The organism is Robertkochia aurantiaca, from assembly GCF_020166495.1.
Lineage (GTDB): Bacteria > Bacteroidota > Bacteroidia > Flavobacteriales > Flavobacteriaceae > Robertkochia > Robertkochia aurantiaca.
In genome coordinates this window covers 519573-537827 of sequence record NZ_JAINZS010000006.1, presented here as the reverse complement: position 1 = coordinate 537827, position 18255 = coordinate 519573, and the positions used below count along the sequence as shown (strand labels likewise).

Genomic DNA, 18255 nt, shown 5'->3' with positions numbered 1-18255 from the left:
GAGTTATTTCGTTGTTATTCCTGCCCTACAGGGGTATTTTCTGATGGACTTGCCTCCATTTCCGGTTTCAGCGATTCCATAAGAAAATCGGTCATCCGGGTAAACAGATGCACCCGGGTATTTCCACCATAGATTCCATGATTCTTATCGGGATAGACTGCCCATTCAAACTGCTTGTTAGCCTGAACCAGCGCCTCTACCATTCGCATGGTATTCTGCACATGAACATTATCGTCAGCAGAACCGTGTACCAGCAGGTAATCTCCCTGTAATTTATCAACATGACTCAAGGGAGAGTTATCATCGTAACCTTCCGGATTCTCCTGCGGGGTTCGCATATATCTTTCGGTGTAGATTGTATCATAAAATCTCCAGCTTGTTACCGGAGCCACAGCGATGGCAGCACTAAAAATATCACTCCCTTTGAGTATACAATTACTGCTCATAAAGCCCCCGTAACTCCAACCGAAGATACCTATTCTTTCTTCGTCTATATAAGATCTTTCCGCCAGTTTCTTTGCGGCAGCGATCTGATCTTCCACCTCGTACCTGCCCAATTCCCGGTAAGTGACTTTCTTAAAATCAGCACCTTTAAAGCCGGTTCCGCGCCCGTCTACACAGGCAACCACAAAACCACGATCTGCCAGCATCTGATACCAGTAGTCATTGGCTCCGTTCCAACGGTTCGCCACGCTTTGGGAACCGGGTCCTGAATATTGATACATGAGCATGGGATACGATTTTTCGGGGTCAAAGTCACGTGGCTTAATGATCCACATATTCAGATCATTTCCATTTATCTCTATGGTCGTGAATTCCTTGGGCAGAATCGCATAGGCCTCATTCAGCTCCTCCTTCAGGTCTTCGTTATCAACGATCGCTTTAACCAGAGAACCGTCTTTTGCATTATGAAGGGTATAGCGGTTTGGAGTAGAGGCACTGCTGAAATTATTGATGAAATAAGTGTAATCGGCGCTGAAATCTGCATGATTCGTTCCGGTTTCACTGCTCAAACGTCTTTTCCCCTTTCCATTGATTCTGATACTGTACACATCCCGATTGATACTTCCGGTCTCTACCGACTGATAAAACACCCTCTTGGTCTGTGGATCATACCCATAGAAAGCGGTCACTTCCCAGGGGCCGTCTGTAACCTGCTGCTTTAACTTTCCGTCTGCAGCATAATGGTAAATGTGATTGAAACCATCTTTTTCACTGGTCCAGATGTAGCTGTTATCATCGAGAAAAGTGAGGTTGTCTGTAATATCCACATAGGCCTCATCGGTCTCCTGCATGATCAATTTGGCTTCTCCCTCCTCCAGATCGTACAGGAAGAGCCTGAGATCGTTCTGATGACGATTCAGCACCTGAACACTCAATTTATCGTTGTCTTTAGTCCAGAGGATTCTGGGAATGTAATAGGCCTCACCCAGGTCTACCACTGAGGTCTGTTCTCCTTCCAGTTCATAGACATGAAGGCTTACCTCGGCATTATCTTCTCCCGCTTTCGGGTACTTAAATTCATGTTGTTGCGGGTACAGTTGCTCTCCGTAAACATCCATGGAAAACTCGGGCACCCTAGTTTCATCAAAACGAATGTAAGCCAAATAGGTTCCATCAGCATTCCAGTCGAAGGCCCTTACAAAAGCAAATTCTTCTTCATAGACCCAATCGGTCACCCCGTTGATCACAGCGTTTTTCTTTCCGTCGGTGGTCACCTGAAGGGTGCTCTTATCTGCAAGATCCTTGATATAGATATTGTTTTCGAACACATAAGCCACCTTATCTCCCTGAGGAGAAAAGGCAGGTTCCTGTATCTTTTGATCTGCGAGTTTGATCAGCTCCTTCGTCTGAAGATCATAGACGTAATAAACACCAAGTGTCGACCTGCGATAAACAGACTCGACCTGGGTCGATAACAGTATTTTTTGCTCATCATCACTAAAGGTATAGGATGTGAAATACTGAATTTCGGGAAGTGCTGAAGAAGAAAGTATGGTTTCTGTTTTCTTCAGGGTTTCGTAGTCGTATTTATCAATGCTGGAAGAGCGGGTATTCCGGTCAAAGTTCAGCACTGTGTACTGTTTTCCGTTATTCATGGAACGAAGCACGTCCATTCCTTCAGTTCTGAAGGCGCCTCCGTAAATTTTTTCGAGAGTTATCTTTTTATTTTGTGCTGTTGACAAAGACAGCATTCCGAGAAACAGAAGTGTAAGAACCTGAATTTTTCTCATTCTTGGGGAAAGATTTATTTAAAGCGGTCAATAATACTAATAATTTCATATAAATGGCAACTTTTAAAGTTAAAGATTTGAATACGAAAACTTAAAACCCCCATAACAAAAAGCAAAGTCCTCTGCCTCTCTCAGAGGTCAATATTATTATCTTTGCTCAAAAAGCACCAGATAATATGACGGTTCCTCCGGTTAAAGGATTTTCCAAACTATCGAAAGAAGACAAGATCGACTGGCTTGCCTCTCACTATTTTTCCAATCCTGATGAAGGCATTTCCCTTCTTAAGAAATACTGGAATCATGACGCCAAGCTACAGCAATTGCATGATGAGTTCATAGAGAATACCATTACGAATTTTTACGTGCCGCTCGGGGTGGCACCCAATTTCCTGATCAACGGGCAGAACTATACCATTCCTATGGCGATAGAAGAAAGTTCGGTGGTCGCAGCTGCGAGTAAGGCTGCTAAGTTCTGGATGGAACGCGGGGGATTCAAAACGGAAGTTTTGGGTACCGAAAAGATCGGTCAGGTTCATTTCATCTATCAGGGTCATAAAAAAAGACTGCAAAAATTCTTTACCGCCATCAAGCCAAAGCTCTTTTCCGCAGCCTCGCATATCACCAAAAATATGGAAAAGCGAGGAGGAGGAATTACCGGTATCGAGCTTATCGATAAAACCGGGGAACTACCAGGGTATTTCCAGCTGCATAGCACTTTCGAAACGCTTGATGCCATGGGCGCCAATTTCATCAACTCATGTCTTGAACAGTTCGCCGCAACCTTCAAAGAGGAAGCGGTTGGATGGGATGGTTTCGATGATGCAGAAAAAGACATCGAGATCGTAATGAGCATACTTTCGAACTATGTCCCCAATTGCGTGGTCAGGGCCAGTGTAAGCTGCCCGGTAAAAGACCTTGATGAAGACAGGGAACTCACACCCGGCTCATTCGCTGAAAAGTTCGTCAGAGCCGTTGATATTGCCCGTGTAGAACCACACAGAGCCGTAACGCATAACAAAGGCATCATGAATGGTATCGATGCTGTGGTGCTGGCTACAGGAAATGACTTCAGAGCCGTTGAAGCAGGCATACATGCCTATGCTTCCAAAAACGGCAAATACACCAGTCTGACAAAAGCATGGATCGAAGAAGACACCTTTCATTTTTCCATTGAAATCCCCTTAGCCCTTGGGACAGTTGGCGGACTCACCTCCCTGCATCCCCTGGTCAGGCTATCACTCGAAATACTTGACAACCCTTCAGCAAAAGACCTGATGCAGATCGCTGCCGTAGCAGGGCTGGCTCAAAATTTTGCAGCTATCAGAAGCCTTATCACCACCGGTATTCAGAAAGGCCACATGAAAATGCACCTGATGAACATTCTCAATCAGCTGGAAGCCACCGAGGAAGAAAAGAATTACATGGCCTCGTATTTCAAAAATAAGACCGTAACCCACAGCGATGTAATCAAGGTGTACGAAGCTCACAAAAGAAAACAACCCTAAGCGACTGATGTCTGGAAGTTTTCATAGCAACGGCAAACTTTTACTCACGGGCGAATATCTTATACTTGATGGCGCTCAGGGACTTGCCGTGCCTACTTCCAGAGGGCAATCATTAGAAGTCAAAGAAACACAAAGCGCTTTATTACAATGGTACAGTTTAGATGAAGAGCAGAATCTTTGGTTTGAAGCCAGCATCGCCCTCGATGAGTTTCACCGACTTTTCCGCAACTCCGGAAGCGAAATGAAAGCCCTGAATGCGGACGTCATCTCAGAAAACCGGCACATACAAACCAACGATAATGCGAAGACATTACGCCTGCTTCAGCTGCTTTTCAGTGCCAGGGAACTCAACCAAAACTTTCTCTCAGCTGAAGGCTATGTGATCAAAACCCGGTTGCAATTCCCAAAAGACTGGGGGTTAGGCACCTCCTCTACCCTGGTTAATAACCTTGCGGCCTGGTCAAAAACAGACCCCTACGTTTTGCTGCAGAAAACCTTTGGCGGCAGTGGATATGACATTGCATGTGCGGGGACCAATACACCGATTATTTACAGGATCAACTCAGGAGGGCCTGAAATCACCCCATGCGCATTCAAACCACCATTTATCGATGACCTGTATTTTATATATCTCAATAAAAAACAAAACAGCCGGGAAGGGATCTCAAGATATCAGCAACAAAAGAAGCAGCTGTCTGCGGCTGTTGATCAGGTCAACAGACTAACCAGAGAAGCCGTTTCAGCCTCAACACTTGACGATTTCAAGCTGATCATGACGGAACATGAAACCCTGGTAGGTAAGATCATCGGCATACAACCTGTACAGCAGCGGTTATTTTCAGATTATAACGGCAGTATTAAGAGCCTGGGAGCATGGGGAGGTGATTTTATCCTGGCAGCCGGCGACTCGAATACACCAGTATATTTCATCGGGAAAGGTTATGATACCGTGATTCCTTATAAGCAGATGGTTCACCCCGAATCGCTGTAACAGAGCTGAAGACAAAATATCTCACAAACAAAAAAAGCCTCCCGAAAAGGAGGCTTTTGTTATAGTATAATTACTAATCTTCTTAGTATACTTCAGCGCGATCATCTTCGATCTCGGCCTGTTCTTTCAGCGCGTTATATGCTGCTGAGAAAACGCGGTTCCTGTTAAGGGTCTTCTGAGAATTCGAATAGGTGATATAATTATCGAGGCTTGGAGCAATCTCCTTTTCTGTCACCTCAATCATAAACACTCCCTGTTCTCCTTCTATAAGATCAGAAGTAGCACCTTCTTTCATGGCAAGAGCAATACCTACAACCTTAGGCTCTCTCCCTGCTCCGGCTATATTTGGAGTTTTCATGGTCAGACCTGAAGCCGATGCAACGTTCACTCCGGCGGCTTTGGCCAGATCAGCCATAGTCTCTCCGGCATACTTTTCCTTGATAATCTCTGCCTTTTTACGCTTCATAATGACAGGCTTCACTCTGAAAGCCACATCCTGCGGTCTGGCAAGCCCTTCTTTACGTTTGGCGGTCAGTTGAGCTACCACATAGCCTCCGCTTACGCTGAAACGCTTAACAGCCCCAACTTTGGTATCATCGTTAAAGGCCCATTGAACAAGGGATCTTTGGTTACCGATACCGGCAATGTTTTCGTTTAACGGCTGAATATTTCTTACCGGGCGCAAGGCATAGTCTGATACTTCTGCCAATTCTTTGAAATCCTGCTCTGCAGCATCCATTTCAAATTTAGTGGTCTCAGTGAACAGATCACTCAGTGTTTTTTCAGAAGGCTCTATCTCACGGGCAATGGTCGCCAGTTGTACCCCCTGGTACTTATCGTCTACCTTGATAACATGGTAACCGAATTCGGTCTCTACAACACCGGTTGAACCAACAGGATTACCAAAGATGTAATCGTTAAATTCAGGAACCATCATACCCTCAGGAATATCGTCATAAGTTCCTCCGCGAGCAGATGAACCGGGATCGTCTGAATATTCCAGAGCCAGGGTTCCAAACTCAGAAGGATCAGCATTTACCTGCTTCAGCAAGTCCTGAGCAAGAGCCTCAGCCTCTTCCTTGGTTCTTGATTCTTTAGGTTGCGCTCCGGATCCATCATAAGCAAGAAGTATGTGACTGGCCTTAACCATAGCACCCTCCTTGCGATCGATCAATCGTGTGATCTTATAAAAATCTCCGTCTTTATAAGGTCCAAAAACCTCACCTTTCTCTAAAACGAAAATACTGTCTGCATAGGCAGCCGGAAGATCTTTCTTGGCCACGTAAGTAGAATCGAATTCGATATCAGAATTTACATTAACAAAATCCCGAACCTGAGTGGTTGTTCTGAATCCGGGAAGCGTATCGTTTTGATTGGCAGCCTCGTCGAAAACCACTCGCCCGTCGATAAGAGCAGTGATCTCTTCTTCGATCGCGGCGATATCCTCTTCAGAAGGTTCTTCAGCAAAGAAAACATAACGAATATCACGAGAAGGTTCCTGCATGAACTCATCTTCATGCTCTTTGATATACTCTTTAATCTCGTTGTCTGTTACCGTGACGGTGCTGTCTGCGATGCTTGAATAAGGAACTTTCACATAGCTGATATCTACCTTGTCATTCTCAAAGTGATAATTGAGCTCCCCGTCTTTAAGAGTTGAACCCACACCAGCCTTGATAAGGTTGAAGTATGAACGCTCCATCTGTGCGTTGATCAGGGCATCTTCCTGCAGTTGCCACTGCTGGTAACCGGCAGGGTTATTAGCCCTGAGCTGCGCTATAAATTCGATGAACTTATTTTCGTCAAAAACGCCTGCTTCATTTTGAAAGGCAGGGTCTGAAGCCAGAGCCGGGTTTGCCTTCACCACCTCAAGGATCTGGTCTTTCTCGATACGAATACCGAGCTCATCGAACTGCTGTTCCATGATCAGCTGTCGAACTTCCTGGTTCCATACCTGATTCACAGCCTGAAGGGTGGTTGCGTTTGGACCTAATCTTCTGGCAGTGTTCTCTACCATCAGTCCGAACTCCTCGCGGGAAATACTCTCACCATTAACTTCTCCGATCACCGATTTCCCTCCTGCACCATTGCTGGTAAATACTCCGGAAATCACGAATGCAAATAAAGCCAGTCCGATTACCAGGATAAGAAACAGGGAACGGCTTCTGATTTTCTCTAGAATTGCCATTTAATAAATAGGTTTTTTTACAAATTACAGTGGGCGAAAATACCATTTTTTTGTAATAATAAAAACCGTAAAACCGATTATATCGGCATTTTTAATCGTCTTCGAGAACTTTGAGATGCAAAAGGTTAATCTTGGTATTACTAACTTCAAGTACCGTAAAAAGAAAACGGTCGATGCGAATGGTCTCATCCTTTTCCGGAATCTCCCCAAGGTGATTCACAATGAGCCCTCCCAGGGTTTCATAATTCTCTCCTTCAGGAAGGGTCAGTTTATACTCTTCATTGATATAATCGACCTCCAGCCTGGCTGAAAGCCTGAACTCGTTATGACTGATCTGCTCTTCTTCCAGGGCCACGCTGTCATGCTCGTCTTCAATCTCGCCGAACAGTTCTTCCACTATGTCTTCCACGGTCATCATTCCTGAAGTTCCTCCATACTCGTCCAACACCACGGCAATACTCTTGCGTTTCTTGGTAAGGATCTCCAGTACATCGGCAATCAGCATGGTTTCCGGAACGAATTCGACCGGCATCATGATATTCTTGATCCCCTTCGGTTTTTTAAAGAGCTCAAAAGAATGCACATACCCGATGATATCATCGATGGTATCTTTATAAACCAGAATTTTGGAGTAACCTGTATCGGTAAAGATCTTTGCCAGCCCCTTAGGTGATTCATGGAGCTCAACAGCTGTTATTTCTGTTCGCGGAATCATCACTTCCCGGGCCTTTACCTCTGAAAATTCCAGCGCATTCTGAAAGATCTGTATTTCAGAATCAAGGTCATCTTCTTCATTGGCGGCTTCCATCTGTTCAGAGATGTAATCTCCCAGTTCCACCTTCGAGAAAGCAAGCTGCACCTCATCTCCTTCCGTCTTAAAAAACACTCGTAACAGGAAATCAGAGATCCTGATCACCAGGGTCGAAACGAAATAAAAAAGCAGGTAAAACAGAAACGCAGGAATTGCAAATATCTTAAGCAGGCTATTCGCGTAGATCTGAAAGAAGACCTTGGGAAGAAATTCGGCCGTGATCAGGATGATCAGGGTCGAAATAAGGGTCTGAATAAGTATCACGTTAAACGGCAGCGATGCGGCTCCCACGTATTGCGGGTATAGCAGGTCAACGATGAGATCACCGGCATAATACCCATAGACCACCAGCGCTACATTATTTCCAACCAGCATGGTGGCAATGAAGCGGGAAGGTTTTGCCGTGAGCCTCCTGAGCACATTGGCCAGCACTCCCTGCTGTTTTTTCTCGATCTCTATATGAATCTTATTGGAAGAGACATAAGCGATCTCCATCCCTGAAAAGAAAGCCGAAAAGATCAAAGAAACCGCTATGATGGCAATCTCCAGGGTCATAGTCTAGTCTTTCTTATTTCTGTCTTGAAATTTCTTACGGTAATGCCTTCTGAAAAGAAACATGGCTATCGAGATAACCGCAAATACCACAAATATCCAGGCACGGTCGCGGTTAACATTCCACAATTGTACGACCTCGATCACAGAAATCACGGCGATCACAAGGTAAACGATCTCAAAAATTCTAAAATATTTCATGAAGTATGGTTGAACTCAAATGTAATAAAAAATGGTGAAGTCAAATAAATGCGCTATTCTTCGATCACGGCATCCCCTTTCCCCTGACGGAACCGCAATTGAGTATATTCTTTGTTAAAATCGATACCCACCCCTTCGATATCGTATTCATCGCTTTCAAAGGTGAATCGTTCTTCGGTGAATATCCAGTCGTTAGTCTGATCCCAATAAAGCTGAGGAGCCCTCAGGATCTTCCCGTCATGGGTTTTAATTACCACATTACCCTGCAGATCGATGAGATCGGTACCGGAATAAACGATTCCGTAGTCGGCCTGTATGGTACTCACTTGGTCATTATCGCCATAATACTCTACGTAAACACCTTCAGGAAACTCCTGATAGGGAAAAGACTGGTTACCAAAATCCTTGTAGAGCGGACCGCTCACAACAGCCTTTAGGTGGGTGGAGTCGGTGTATTTTAACCGGAAGTTTTCTGCCACGCCATTAGGTATCTTATCAATACGGTTAATCTCCTGCACTTCGCTGATATCACCCCTACAAGAAAAAAACATTGTCACAGCGCAAACTGTGACAATGTTCATCATAATATATTTAATATGTCTTCTGTTCATTGCTTATAGTGAAGGCACGGTCACGCTTCCACCTACCCAACAATTGAACTTGATGGTCTTACCGGCCATGCCTGAGCTGAAGATATCAGAACGGCTTGGCGCTCTTCCTTCATAACTGTTGGCAGCAGCTGCAGCCTTACCTCCCAGCGAAGGGTCAACCTGAGCAGCCTTTCTGGCCATCTGAGCAGCTCTCCAGTAGATCGCACGCTTTTCGAATGGAGTAGAACCACACTCGTTGGCACTGTCTGCATACAGACTGGCGATCAAAAGGTAAGCGTTACCCATTGAAGGATTGTAAGACAAGGCATCGTTCGCATAATTACGCGCTGTTGATTTTTGTCCTCTTTTTCTGGCCTTAACAGCTATAGAGTAAAGCTTGTTTGCTTTTTTGTACTTATCTGTCTCCAGATCTATAGACTGCTTATAAAAATCCATAGCCTTTGAACTCTGACCTTGCTCTTCGTAGAGAGAACCAAGATAGTATTTAGAAGCAGCCGACGGCTCAAGCGCATCAAGAGCTTCAACGAGCTTCACGAAAAGCGGATCTCCGGTACAGTCTTTAGAATCCATACGACCGGCGGCTCTTTTAAGCCATTCAGCATCATTCTTACGCTCTTCGAAATTCTTCTGGTAAAGAGGGATCAGGTTATCACAGTCGGCCAGGCTACCCAACTTACTGTCGATACTTCCACTGATCTTTTCATAAGATTCACCATTTGTTCTGGCTGCCTTAAGAATTCGCTCTTCCTTAGATGTAAGAGTTCCTGATGAGTCTTTTTCAACATATTTCAGTATGGTCTCAGCAAGCTCCCGGTTTTCGTCCTCGATCTTACCTGTAACATCATCATACGTATCAAAAACGTCCTGCAGGTCTTTTTTACCTTCTCCGTGAAGATCTACCAGGGTAGAGAAATACAGGTACAAAGCCTTCGGATTCTTGAAATTATCGCGATCCTCCTTATATGCTTTATCAAGCATGTTGTAAATCTCTTCTTTGCTGGCAGTTTTATTGTCGTATTGCAGCAGAGCAATATCGATCAAACTTCCTGCAGTTGTGAATTTTTTAGGAAAATACTGAGGGCCCTTTTCATATACGTCTGCAAGTGCAGCCACATACTGATCTTTATTAGCCTCTTCGGTTTCGATCTTATGTTTCAGAATCTTTTCTCCATAGGCGTAGGTGGCATAATGCAACTCCGGACAATTTTCATAAACCATTTTCCATGGTTCATAAGCCGCGTCATAATTCTTGACTTTCGCATGCTCAGCGAAAATCGACAGGTTTTGCATACACTCAGGATTCTGAGCCTGAGCGTAAGAAAAGCCTACAGCGCCCAAAAGACCTAAAACTACTGAAAGTTTATTTCTCATCTTTCTTATTTTATGGGTTATACGGGTTATTGTGTTTAATTGATTAAAGATTTAACAAACCATCTGTCACTCAGTGACAAACTTATATTGAGGTTGAAGTAATTATCTTCTACCCTTCCCTGAAAGGTACTTCCACGCTTTCCGAACTCAAAGCCAACATTCGCGCTGGAAAAACCACCCAGTGGTAGACCTAAGCCAAAAGTCATGCCAAAATCATAAACAGGCACATTATTTACAATAAGTCCTGTTTGCTCATTTCGCACTCCGACACGATAGACCACTCTTTTCCAGTAACTTGTGAACGAATCATAATCGGGGATGAAAAAACCACCGGCTGAAAAACGCTCATAATCCTCATAAGCCCCATTATTAAGATCCAGGAACTCATTCTCGAAGTTGCTGGTTTTCTTATATTGGTATTCAGCTCCGAGAAACCATTTGCGTTCCTGCCCTACACCCAGACCGAGCGTGTAGCTTTCGGCCATATTTAGATAGGTCGAATTAAGCCCGAGGGCTCTCAGGTCTACTTCTTCACGTACAATTGGCAATTCATCACCATCGTTATTTACAAAGATAGTAGATATTTGTCGAAAATTACTCGACGAAATCTCATTACTGGGAGCGTAAATAGCTGAACTGTACATCGTTAACCTGTCGGTGATGGTAGTTCGGTAGTTCATCGCCACATTAAAATCGAATCCGCTGTATTCAGAACGGCTGATCTCCTGGGTTCCGTAAGGGATATCTTCAAAGATACGCGTCAGTTCGTTTTCGACGTTTCCGAAATTAAAGTTCCCGGTAGCTCCGATCGAAAGATTCCTGATCGGTTCAAAACCAAAAGACACAAAAACCCTGTTCACACCACCATCTCCCAGATAACGACTGAGGACAGGGGTGCTTCCACTCTCATTAAGGTCAGCAATGCGATAACCAACGGCCGTATTACGGTATAAGCCCATACTCACCCCGGCTTTATTTCCCAACGGAAATCCCAAAGCGAAATAATCGAGCGTCACATTAGATGCCGTTTCTGAATTTATATCCGATTTCAGACTGGTGCGGTTGTAAGAACCTGCCACGTTAAAGGTGGTGAGCCTCAGTTTTGAAAGCGAGGCCGGGTTCTGTAAATTTAAATGAATACTGTCGGAATATACACTCATCCCTCCCATCATACGATTTTCCATAGTTCCCCTGAAACGCTGTTCTCCGGTTCCATAGAAAGAATAGGGCGACACACTACCTTCCTGACCATAACTGTATAGGGCAACAGTCAGGGTCACTAGCACAAATAACTTCTTTATCATTAGTGTTTGTTGAGTTCTAATAAGTAATTCAATCCCTCGAGGAGGAAATTTGAATGGGCAAATATGGTATTTTTAATTCTTTTTGACAAAATTAGGTGATCGCCCCCTGTTAAAATAACTGTTAAATCTTTGAAATTTTGTAGGTATTCGGCGATGATTCCATCAATTTCTTTAGCTGCACCCCCTATTACACCTGTAATTATTGAAGAATCTGTAGAAATCCCGATCAAATCCTCATAATCGGTTTCTTCAACCAGCGGAAGCCGGCTGGTGAATTCATGAAGCGCCCTGAACCGCATTTGGAGTCCGGGTGAAATAGCGCCTCCGAGATATTCGCTTTCTGCATTGATAAAATCGTAGGTGATACAGGTTCCGGCATCGATCACCAGGCAGTTGGTATGAGGATAATGATAGAAGGCCGATGAAACCAATGCAATTCGATCCATGCCCAAAGTCCGGGGAGTGGCATAGCGATTCCTGAAAGGTATCTTAGATTCATGTGAAAGCTCGTGCACCGGGCAGAATACCTTCAGGGCTTTCAGTCGTTTTGCATCGAGCCGGCCTACCGAAGAGATAATGGCTCTCTCGATATCGGGATGGGCATTGAAGCAATGACTTATGCAGGTATTAAAGTTTTCTTCCTTGCAAAATTCTATGGAAACGAGCTGTGTTCCCTGAAAAACAGCTACTTTAATAAATGAATTTCCTACGTCTATTACCAAGTTCATTCCAGCGCGCTAATTCCTGCAAATTTACGAAACCGTTTTTTTTTACTTTTCCTTTGCAGATATTAATTTTGCACATATATTTGCACCCGCAATCGCAGTAATACTGTAAGCAACTGGTACCTTAGCTCAGTTGGTAGAGCAACGGACTGAAAATCCGTGTGTCCCTGGTTCGATTCCTGGAGGTACCACATAAAAACCCAGCCATATGGCTGGGTTTTTTAGTTATAGGGTTGTCGGTAATGAGATTAAGCGTGACCCTCTTTATGATATCAGCCCATCTATCAATAGAAAAAATATTGATTTGCCGATGCTTCTCCATCGGAGGCACCACTAAAAACCTGAGCAAACGCTCGGTTTTTTTGTTTTATATTCAGGCCTATGCACTTATACATCATTTACAGCGAAAAAGTCGATAGATTTTATTTCGGTATTACTGTAGATCTGGACGAAAGACTAATTAAGCATAACTCGCATGCTTATGCACAAAGTTTCACAAAAATCGCTCAAGACTGGAAGTTTGTACTCACTTATCAATGTCCTGACCCTGAAAGAGCAAAATATCTGGAAGGATTTATCAAGCGAATGAAAAGCAGGACTTTCATCAGGAAGATCCTCTCAGACCCAAATATTCTTGATGAATTATGATATGACGTCCCTGGTTCCCCCGACGCTTCGGGGCTGGAGGTACCACATAAAAACCCAGCCATATGGCTGGGTTTTTTAGTTATAGGGTTGTCGGTTATGCGGTTATCCAGTAGACAGGTAATGAAGTAATGAGATAATGAAGTAATGAAATTACATGGGTAGAGACCCAATAACTAATAACCAATCACAAATCCCTATTCAGTTATACGGTTATGCAGTTATCCAGTTATACCGGTAATGAAGTAATGAGGTAATGAAGTAATGAAATTACATGGGTAGAGACCCAATAACTAATAACCAATCACAAATCCCTATTCAGTTATACGGTTATGCAGTTAGCCAGTTATACTGGTAATGAGGTAATGAAGTAATGAGGTAATGAAGTAATGAAGTTACATGGGTAGAGACCCAATAACTAATAACCAATCACAAATCCCTAATCTCTATTTTCGTCAGCAGATTGCTTCGTCGTTTCGCTCCTCGCAAAGACGTATATATTTATAATTGATAATCCACAATTCAGCAATGGGGCAGTCCCACCTCCAGCCCCGAATCGTCTGGGCTGGAGATACCACATAAAAACCCAGCCATATGGCTGGGTTTTTTAGTTATAGGGTTTTGGGTTATGGATTAAGGGGTGAAAATTCTGTTTTAGATAAAGCTAACCCACTAACCCTCTGAAAAATATAAATTCAAGACATTTCGTGATCAAAAACAGGATGTTAATACCAATTACTTGTTAATGAAAAACGAATAGTGATCGTATCGCTGAAAGATATCTCTGACGTAATTATAAGGCTGCCTTCCCTTCACATAACCGTACTTTATCATGGGCAGGGTATAATTCTCGGGGTCACTTAATTCCTTCAGACATATTTCTACATTACCATCCCACCAGTTACGGTTCATGCCTCTCGAATCTGCCAGTCTCTGAGCATCAAACACATGACCACTTCCGCAGTTATAAGAAGCAAGAGTAAATTTCATACGCTGTACTGAATCTTTAACTTCATCAAACCTTTCGAACAACTGAGCCAAATAACGGCAGCCCCCGGCTATATTCTGTGCCGGATCTGTTAAATCATTTACCCCGAGTGACGCCGCAGTCTTAGGCATTAACTGCATGAGTCCCACCGCACCCGACCATGCATTTACCTTTGGGTCAAAGCGGGATTCCTGATAAATTACCGAACTAACTAAACGCCAATCCCACCCTATACCAGCTGCCTCCTCTTTTACAATTTTATCAAACGGACTGATCTGATTATTTTTAAGACTGTAAAAGGGACTTTTGATCCTTGTTTTGAAGTACTTCTGATTTTTAAAATATTTATTATAGATCACCGCATATGTAGTGGAGGACTTGCTTTTTTTTACACCTTCATTCAAGACTTGAAGCAATTCGGTCTCCCCAGGCCTTACCGCCCATGCAATAGGTTCTTCCGGTGTTAGCGCAACAGAAACATCCAGATCCGACATCCATGAAGCATTTATTCCCGCTATGTATTCTTCTGCTATGGTATACTGTATAATTCCATCATTGACCATCTCGATCAATTCGCCTTTAGAGTACTTCGGATCCAATAATTGTACATGTATCCCACCCCCTATGCTGTCAATAAATTTACGAAGTCGTTCCTCATAAGATGTACCTCGCGCTACTGTGAGGGTATCACCCAACAGATCTCTGTAATTACTCACCAGAATTTCCTGCAGCTTTGCTGACGGAATCGATTGCCAGTTTTCCGGCTTACGCTGTACGAGTACTTGTTTGGTCATGATAACAGTATCTGTAAACTGAATCTTGTTCATTCTTTCCGAAGTGATATTCAATCCATGGGCGATCAGGTCTCCTTTTCCGGCCAAAAGATCAGGAATCAGGCTCTCTATACCATCAGAAACAACGATTTCCAGATCCATTCCCTGCTGTGCAGCCAGGTGATTAAGCAGTTCGTATTCAAACCCCATGGTTTCTCCCTTATAGAGAAAGTAACTCGTAGAACTATACACAACCAAAGCCCGAAGCTTGTTGGTTGATGTGGCCATGCGGGCTTCAGGAATTGTAATACTCCCGATATATAGCCCTAAGAATAAAAGTATAAAAAGAAATCGCTCCATCACTATGAATTGTCATGGGGGCCTAATCTCTAAAGATACTCAATTTCCATGTTTTTAACCTTTAAACCCTATACTATAATTATAAGGGATACTATAGACGAATCAACGATCACAACGAAAAAGGTCATCTTATGGCACCTGTTAATTGCACTATTGTCAAACCATTCACCTATTTATTTCGGTGTTTACTACTGTTAAGACTCTGCATATTCAGACTTATGTAAGAATAATAAAAAAACTCCCCTTATTCTACATAACAATAAATGTTAAAACATGAAAGTTCTACGAATAAGATCAAATAAAAAGGCCATTTTATTGGGTAAGCGCATCAACTCGTCTGGTAAGTTCCTCCGGAAACAAAGCCGGTGCCTGAAGATGCCCGCCTTCATAGGTCCAGAATGATTTCGGAGCGCGTGTAAGTTCAAACAACCTTTCTCCCTGCTCATATGACACTTCCTTATCCTCTTTACTGTGAATAAATAATATCGGAAGATCTGTGATATGAGCAATATCCGCTTTGGCTGAATAGGGGAATAAGCTTTCCTGCGCCTTGATATCAGGGTGAGCTGCCGGTGGTGCGTACTGAAGAGCTATATCTGTGAATGAAGCCAGGGCACCGTCAAGCACAAGTCCTTTTAACTTTTCCTGATTGTACCTGGCAAGATGAATGGCTGCTTGTGTACCCATCGAACTTCCGTAAACCAATATCTCCTGGCCTCTTACTGCCGGCAATTCCTGCATTTTCTCATAGAGGAACTGGGCATCAGAGCCAATATTCACATGTGTGGGCTTTCCGGTAGAATGACCATAACCCCTGAAATCTACCATTAAAACCTGGTATCCCGCTTCAACCAAAGGTTGTGCCAGCGGCATATAGTTGGTCACATTACCACCGGAGCCATGAAAATACAGTATACTTGCTTTCGGGGAGGTATCCGGCTTCATTAAAACCGTGCTCAACGTATCCTGATCAGGGTAGAAAAAGATCTCCTCAAATCGATAGCCATCGGTTGATTTCCAGTCCTTGTTTGGAAAATAAAACCGGTCGTCCATCTGTGAAAAAGAAACCTGCACAGCGATAAAAGCTGCAAATAGTAGAAATCGATTCATAATTGCCTTTGTTTTTTAAAGAATGCAAACATATATAAATTCGTATTAAAGTTCTGACCAAATACGCATAGGTAGTCTGATGGTATATTGTAAAAAATCGCAATTACATGTAACGATTACTTCTGATGGACTACCCATATGGTGCACTGTTGAGAGATATGTATTATTTCTCTTCCAGGTGTAAATCAATAGCACTCGAAAACAACTGACATGACAACCACCGGCTTAATTGTACTGTTTCTTCTGATTTTTGTGTCTGTTTGGTCTCATTTCAGAGACAGGAAAAAATTTGCGCGTTTCAAATCGCTTGACTCCACCGAAGCCAGGCAAGAATGCCTGCGAAAAAACACCCTGGAAGCTTTCTTTTTATACGGTCTGGCAGCTTTGGCAACATTGATCCTCCTCGATGCATCTTCGTCTTTGCAGCGTATGCCTGATTTCTTATTAGATCTTTCAGAGTCGATCCGTGCATTCACAGTTAGCGGTGAAGGCATGAGCTTTTGGCGAATAGCCAGGATCTTTCTGGTAGCATTCATTCCGCTATTGCTGTTCGCAGCTCCCGTTTTAACATGGATATCTGTATACCAGAACCATCGACAAGGAGTGACAGCTGATGCAGAAGTAACGAATCAGGAAATCCAGCACCTTTTACCAAGGAATGCTAAAGAAAAAATCTGGGTTACCCTTTTATCGGTCAATGCCGGAGTCTGTGAAGAACTGTTTTTCAGGTTATCGGTCCCCATTCTCCTATTTGAAGTAACCGGATCGACATGGATTTCAATCATCGGATCTTCTATTTGGTTCGGACTTGCTCATGCGTACCAGGGAATTTCCGGAGTCATTTCCACCACCCTTGCAGGCCTGATGCTTTTCTACATCTATCTGCTTTCACAGAACATATGGTTCGCTGTTGCAGTGCACATATTCCTTGACCTGAATGGCTTGATATTCACGCAGGAACTAAGGGACTATCTGTCAAAAAATAAAATGAAAGAGATTGATACAACCGGATGACTAAGGAAATCTTACCCGTAGATTGTTGAGTACGGTTGAAGGCAGTATTTCAGCAAAGCACCGTTGCTGTAACGGAAAAACCAGGAACTGATCTACTACCCGTTTACAGGCAACCCTTATAACCATAACTATCAAATCATAACTTTAATAAGCAGGAATGGATCAACCCAGCCTGTTCAAAAAGGCCGAATAGCCCATAGATTCCTCCAACGGAAGGGAAACCTCATTAAATATTTGCTTATTAAAGATGACAGAAGGCTGAAGCTCACTTCCCCCGAACCATTCCAGTGCGAAGCTAAACCAGTCTTCTTCATGCACACGTATGCGGGAATATTCGATCTGCAGACCACTATCCCCTAAAGGTTCGGAGTGCGTTATGTGCAACTCTCCTTTTTCATCTTTCTGAGCAAAAATAAGGTATCGGGTCTTCAGCACAGGGATCCAGCAAGGGTCTTCGGTCGACTCAAAGCGATAACTCTCTCCTTTAACGATCTCATTCAAAAGCGGGTCGCCGGGATCAGCACTAAAACTCCATTTGATCCAGCTTTCAGATAACCCGGAAATTTGTCTGCTCAGATTCTTCTTTCCGTTGATCTTCACGCGATGCTTGATTTCCACCTGCCCTTCCCTGATCTTCACCCCAATGTCATCTCTTGGAGGCAGGTACAAGTAATGATCAGTTCTGGAGTCTCCGTTCGCCGAGTCTCCTCCCATGGCATGAAACGCCTTTAGCAGTGACCAGGACTCCTTTTTGAAAAACCAGCGTATTTCATCCGTTCTAAACATATTACTGCACTTATTCTTGCGAGGTCATAAGTCATACTTTGGGTAAGTTAGCAGATCAGTTAGAGCACCTTGGCAAGTTCCTCCAT

Annotated in this window: 15 protein-coding genes and 1 tRNA gene; 5 read left to right on the top strand and 11 right to left on the bottom strand. The window is 43.5% G+C overall.

The window, feature by feature from the left end:
- Nucleotides 1-14 precede the first annotated feature (14 nt).
- Nucleotides 15-2234: a S9 family peptidase gene (locus K7R10_RS13545; RefSeq protein ID WP_224485257.1), complete on the bottom strand. Its 2220-nt coding sequence runs from the start codon at nucleotides 2232-2234 to the stop codon at nucleotides 15-17.
- Between the two features lie 176 nt (nucleotides 2235-2410).
- Between K7R10_RS13545 and K7R10_RS13540 the strand changes: the two genes are divergently transcribed.
- Both K7R10_RS13540 and K7R10_RS13535 read left to right on the top strand, forming a co-directional pair.
- Nucleotides 2411-3739, top strand: coding sequence for a hydroxymethylglutaryl-CoA reductase, degradative (locus K7R10_RS13540; RefSeq protein ID WP_224485256.1), 1329 nt, complete (start codon nucleotides 2411-2413; stop codon nucleotides 3737-3739).
- A gap of 7 nt (nucleotides 3740-3746) precedes the next feature.
- Complete coding sequence (locus K7R10_RS13535) at nucleotides 3747-4730, top strand: GYDIA family GHMP kinase (RefSeq protein WP_224485255.1); 984 nt, start codon at nucleotides 3747-3749, stop codon at nucleotides 4728-4730.
- A gap of 82 nt (nucleotides 4731-4812) precedes the next feature.
- Here the strand turns inward: K7R10_RS13535 and K7R10_RS13530 are convergent, their stop codons facing one another.
- The 7 genes from K7R10_RS13530 to K7R10_RS13500 all read right to left on the bottom strand — a co-directional run bounded on the left by K7R10_RS13530 (nucleotide 4813) and on the right by K7R10_RS13500 (nucleotide 12496).
- Complete coding sequence (locus K7R10_RS13530) at nucleotides 4813-6918, bottom strand: peptidylprolyl isomerase (protein WP_224485254.1); 2106 nt, start codon at nucleotides 6916-6918, stop codon at nucleotides 4813-4815.
- A gap of 91 nt (nucleotides 6919-7009) precedes the next feature.
- Nucleotides 7010-8284, bottom strand: coding sequence for a hemolysin family protein (locus K7R10_RS13525; protein ID WP_224485253.1), 1275 nt, complete (start codon nucleotides 8282-8284; stop codon nucleotides 7010-7012).
- A 3-nt stretch (nucleotides 8285-8287) separates the two neighbouring features.
- On the bottom strand, nucleotides 8288-8482 hold the full coding sequence (locus tag K7R10_RS13520; protein ID WP_224485252.1) for a DUF6526 family protein: 195 nt from the start codon (nucleotides 8480-8482) through the stop codon (nucleotides 8288-8290).
- Between the two features lie 53 nt (nucleotides 8483-8535).
- The gene (lptC, locus tag K7R10_RS13515; RefSeq protein ID WP_224485283.1) at nucleotides 8536-9063 is read right to left on the bottom strand and encodes an LPS export ABC transporter periplasmic protein LptC; all 528 of its coding nucleotides are present in this window, start codon (nucleotides 9061-9063) and stop codon (nucleotides 8536-8538) included.
- A 33-nt stretch (nucleotides 9064-9096) separates the two neighbouring features.
- Nucleotides 9097-10464, bottom strand: coding sequence for a tetratricopeptide repeat protein (locus K7R10_RS13510; protein WP_224485251.1), 1368 nt, complete (start codon nucleotides 10462-10464; stop codon nucleotides 9097-9099).
- 35 nt (nucleotides 10465-10499) lie between these two features.
- A complete protein-coding gene (bamG, locus tag K7R10_RS13505) occupies nucleotides 10500-11768 on the bottom strand; it encodes a BamG family beta-barrel-assembly machinery protein (RefSeq protein WP_224485250.1) in 1269 nt (422 codons plus the stop codon).
- On the bottom strand, nucleotides 11768-12496 hold the full coding sequence (locus K7R10_RS13500; RefSeq protein WP_224485249.1) for a type III pantothenate kinase: 729 nt from the start codon (nucleotides 12494-12496) through the stop codon (nucleotides 11768-11770). The genes bamG and K7R10_RS13500 overlap by 1 nt, the downstream gene beginning before the upstream one ends.
- Before the next feature lie 115 nt (nucleotides 12497-12611).
- Between K7R10_RS13500 and K7R10_RS13495 the strand changes: the two genes are divergently transcribed.
- Together K7R10_RS13495 and K7R10_RS13490 are read left to right on the top strand one after the other, a co-directional pair.
- A tRNA-Phe gene (locus K7R10_RS13495) sits at nucleotides 12612-12684 on the top strand.
- Nucleotides 12685-12874: 190 nt separating this feature from the next.
- Complete coding sequence (locus tag K7R10_RS13490) at nucleotides 12875-13141, top strand: GIY-YIG nuclease family protein (RefSeq protein WP_224485248.1); 267 nt, start codon at nucleotides 12875-12877, stop codon at nucleotides 13139-13141.
- Between the two features lie 732 nt (nucleotides 13142-13873).
- Here the strand turns inward: K7R10_RS13490 and K7R10_RS13485 are convergent.
- Nucleotides 13874-15259: an MltF family protein gene (locus K7R10_RS13485; RefSeq protein ID WP_224485247.1), complete on the bottom strand. Its 1386-nt coding sequence runs from the start codon at nucleotides 15257-15259 to the stop codon at nucleotides 13874-13876.
- Nucleotides 15260-15571: 312 nt separating this feature from the next.
- Nucleotides 15572-16369 (bottom strand): alpha/beta hydrolase, encoded by a 798-nt coding sequence (locus K7R10_RS13480; RefSeq protein WP_224485246.1) that lies wholly within the window; start codon nucleotides 16367-16369, stop codon nucleotides 15572-15574.
- 210 nt (nucleotides 16370-16579) lie between these two features.
- Here K7R10_RS13480 and K7R10_RS13475 point away from each other — a divergent pair, with 210 nt between their 5' ends.
- On the top strand, nucleotides 16580-17383 hold the full coding sequence (locus K7R10_RS13475) for a CPBP family intramembrane glutamic endopeptidase (RefSeq protein ID WP_224485245.1): 804 nt from the start codon (nucleotides 16580-16582) through the stop codon (nucleotides 17381-17383).
- Nucleotides 17384-17545: 162 nt separating this feature from the next.
- On the opposite strand, the gene K7R10_RS13470 is transcribed toward K7R10_RS13475, so the two are convergent.
- The gene (locus K7R10_RS13470; protein ID WP_224485244.1) at nucleotides 17546-18169 is read right to left on the bottom strand and encodes a hypothetical protein; all 624 of its coding nucleotides are present in this window, start codon (nucleotides 18167-18169) and stop codon (nucleotides 17546-17548) included.
- Between the last annotated feature and the right edge of the window lie 86 nt (nucleotides 18170-18255).